The organism is Variovorax sp. KBW07 (assembly GCF_003852515.1).
In the GTDB taxonomy this organism is placed as follows: Bacteria; Pseudomonadota; Gammaproteobacteria; order Burkholderiales; family Burkholderiaceae_C; genus Variovorax.
Genome location: NZ_QAJK01000229.1, coordinates 1 through 2,524 on the forward strand (window position 1 = coordinate 1; position 2,524 = coordinate 2,524).

Sequence of the window (2,524 nt, forward strand, 5' to 3'; positions counted from 1 at the left end):
ACGGCGGCTTTGGTTTTCATGGCGGGTTCGGGGGAAAAGAGGGAGAGAAAGAGGCGAAGCCCCAAGGATACTCAGGCAGGGCCAGCAGGGAAGATACCCGACATGCCGATGAACCCGGGCAGGTGCCGGAAATTCCAGACCCAGTTTCGCAGTGCGGGAAATTCGTCGAGCGAAACGCCGCCTTCGCCGGCCAGAGCGACGTACGGAAAGCAGGCCAGGTCGGCAATCGTCGGCGCCGGCGCCGAGGCCAGCCAGCGCAGGCCCGCGCTCGCCTGTTCGGCAAGGTGGTCGTCGAGCACGCGGAACACGGCGCGCGCGCTGGCGCGGCAGGCATCGACGTCGAGGTGCTGGTAGCCCAGGGAGTCGTGCAGCCGCGCGGCCGAGGCGGTGCGCGTGATTTCGTCCGCGGTGGCGAGCCACATCGCGACCTGGCCGCGCAGCTTCGCATCGTTGGGGTACCAGTGGCCCTGCGGCGCGTGGCGGCTCGCGAGATAGACCAGGATGGCTTGCGCATCGCGCAGCAGGAACCCGTTGTCGTCGATCACCGGCAGCTGGCCGAGCGGGTTGACGTTCGCCAGGAAAGCGGCCGACTTGTGCTCGCGGCCGGGGTAGAAATCGACGGGCACGGTTTCGTGGGGCACATCCAGCCACGCGAGCATCTGCCGCACCTTGAAGCAGTTGCCCGAGAGCGGGTAGTCGTAGAGCTTGAGCATTGTCTTTGTCGTGGCCCTGTTCGTAGTCGTGGCCGTGGTCATGCGGCGGGCCGTACGCCGAAGCGCATGCCGCGCTCGCGCAGCCAGCGGCGGTAGGTGACGGACGAGGTGTCGCCGCGTGTCGGCGTCTCGGCGCGGCCTTCGAGCGGCATGCGCTTGAAGGCGTGGTTCTCCAGGATCGGCTTGTCCTGTCCGAAGATCGTGTGCTGGAAGGCGATGAGCTCGGCGTCGCTCGAGTGGTCGTCGAAGTAGGCGAGCATGGTGTGCGCGATGACGTGCTCGTCGTCGATGGGCTGAAGAAACAGGCCGATGGCATCGAGCTCGCCGGCGCGTGAACTCGACTTGTAGAGCATGGCCGAGAAGGGCTGCATCACGCGGTACTTGTAGAGCACCTCGCTGCTTGTGTCGTGGGCCGCCGAGGCGCGCGGCTGCCAGAAGCGGCAGTCGGTGGCCCAGATCTCGCCGGTGGCCGGCTCGACCTGCACCTGGTACTGCGCCACTTCGGTGTGCGGCACCTTGCCGAGGTAGTCGGGGTGCACGAACGGAAAGTGCGCCATGTCCAGAAAGTTCTCGATCACCCGCAGCCCCGACACCGCGACGCCGATGCCGCCGCAGTCGATGGTGCGGCGGCCGGGCTCGCTGTATTCGGGAAACTCGAACAGCGGGCGCGCGGGCTGGCCGCTGGGGCAGACCCAGAGGTAGCCGTAGCGGGACTGTGCGAGAAGCAATTCGTCGCCCAGCCGGCACTGGGGCGTGCCGTCGGCGTCGGTCCAGAGGCGTACTGTTTCGCCGAGCAGGCGGGTGCTGCGCGGCTCGGCCGTGGCCGGTCCGACGACCAGCCAGTCGTCGCACATGTTGGGATCGTCGGTGACGAAGGGCATGGGAGCTTTCTTCAGCCGTGGCGGTGTTGGGACGCAGCTTCGATGTCGGTGCGAAGACTGCGAGCGGCGGTATGCAGGGCTTTCATCGCGTCGGAGCCCGGGGCGGCATCGGTCCAGAGGTGGATGAAGGCGAGCTGGGGCTGGGCATCGAGCACCAGGGCGATGGTGTCGATGCCATCGAGCGAGCCGCGCCAGGCGCCGGAAGCGGCGTCGGTCGTGAAGCCGCGTTGGGCCAATGCGCCACGCGCGGTGCCGGCTGCCGTACGCACGGTCAGCGTGCGGCAGAAGTGCCAGCCGGTGGGCACGGCATCGGACAGGAACGGCGGTGGGGCGGTGTCCTGCGTCTCCGGGGCAAGATTGACCCACAGCATGCCCGCCGCATCCACCGCGCCGAACACTTTCGCGCAGACGTTGCGCGGCGCCTGCATGGCCGGGTGAGCGGGGATGCGCGTGCACTGCCCGCTGCCCGCGGCGTACTGCCAGCCGTGGTACGCGCAGGCCAAGCGGTCTTCGACGACCTGGCCCAGTGTGAAGCGCACGCTGCGATGCGGACAGCGGTTGTCCCAGGCCTGCGCGGCGCCGTCGGAAGAGCGCCAGAGAGCCAGTTCCTGGCCCTGGGCAAAGCCGGCGACGATGTTGGCGCCGGGGCGCAGGTCGGCCGACCGGGCCACGGGGTGCCAGGAGGCGGTGCTGGTGTCGCAGTTGCTGCTTGTGTTCATGGTGCGTGGGGCAGGGAAGCACGGCGCCGGTGATGGCATAGCATTGACGCCACTCCGGCCATGCCGCCTACCGTACCGCTTCTGCCGCACCGATGAAAGCCACATGAAGAAACGCAACTTTTCATTCCTGAAACGTTGGGTGAGATGACGTTCTGCCTTTCTGTTTATCGCGCTGAGCGGTTTTTGCACCGCTGCTTGGTTCATTCAGGGC

The 2,524-nt window shown here is 67.5% G+C and carries 3 protein-coding genes; all 3 read right to left on the reverse strand.

What is annotated here, in order from left to right:
* Positions 1–71 precede the first annotated feature (71 nt).
* Genes DBV14_RS32320 through DBV14_RS32330 form a run of 3 tightly spaced genes read right to left on the reverse strand, consistent with a single transcriptional unit; the run spans position 72 to position 2,313 of the window.
* Entirely contained in the window at positions 72–713 is a 642-nt protein-coding gene (locus tag DBV14_RS32320; protein ID WP_124466084.1) for a glutathione S-transferase family protein, read from the reverse strand.
* Between the two features lie 38 nt (positions 714–751).
* The gene (locus tag DBV14_RS32325; RefSeq protein WP_124466087.1) at positions 752–1,594 is read right to left on the reverse strand and encodes an aromatic ring-hydroxylating dioxygenase subunit alpha; all 843 of its coding nucleotides are present in this window, start codon (positions 1,592–1,594) and stop codon (positions 752–754) included.
* 11 nt (positions 1,595–1,605) lie between these two features.
* Positions 1,606–2,313: a Rieske 2Fe-2S domain-containing protein gene (locus tag DBV14_RS32330; protein WP_124466090.1), complete on the reverse strand. Its 708-nt coding sequence runs from the start codon at positions 2,311–2,313 to the stop codon at positions 1,606–1,608.
* Positions 2,314–2,524 lie beyond the last annotated feature (211 nt).

Excerpts from the sequence above, each read along its gene's own strand:
- DBV14_RS32325 (WP_124466087.1), bottom strand. The coding sequence starts at position 1,594 with ATGCCCTTCGTCACCGACGATCCCAACATGTGCGACGACTGGCTGGTC.
- DBV14_RS32320 (WP_124466084.1), bottom strand. The coding sequence starts at position 713 with ATGCTCAAGCTCTACGACTACCCGCTCTCGGGCAACTGCTTCAAGGTG.
- DBV14_RS32330 (WP_124466090.1), bottom strand. The coding sequence starts at position 2,313 with ATGAACACAAGCAGCAACTGCGACACCAGCACCGCCTCCTGGCACCCC.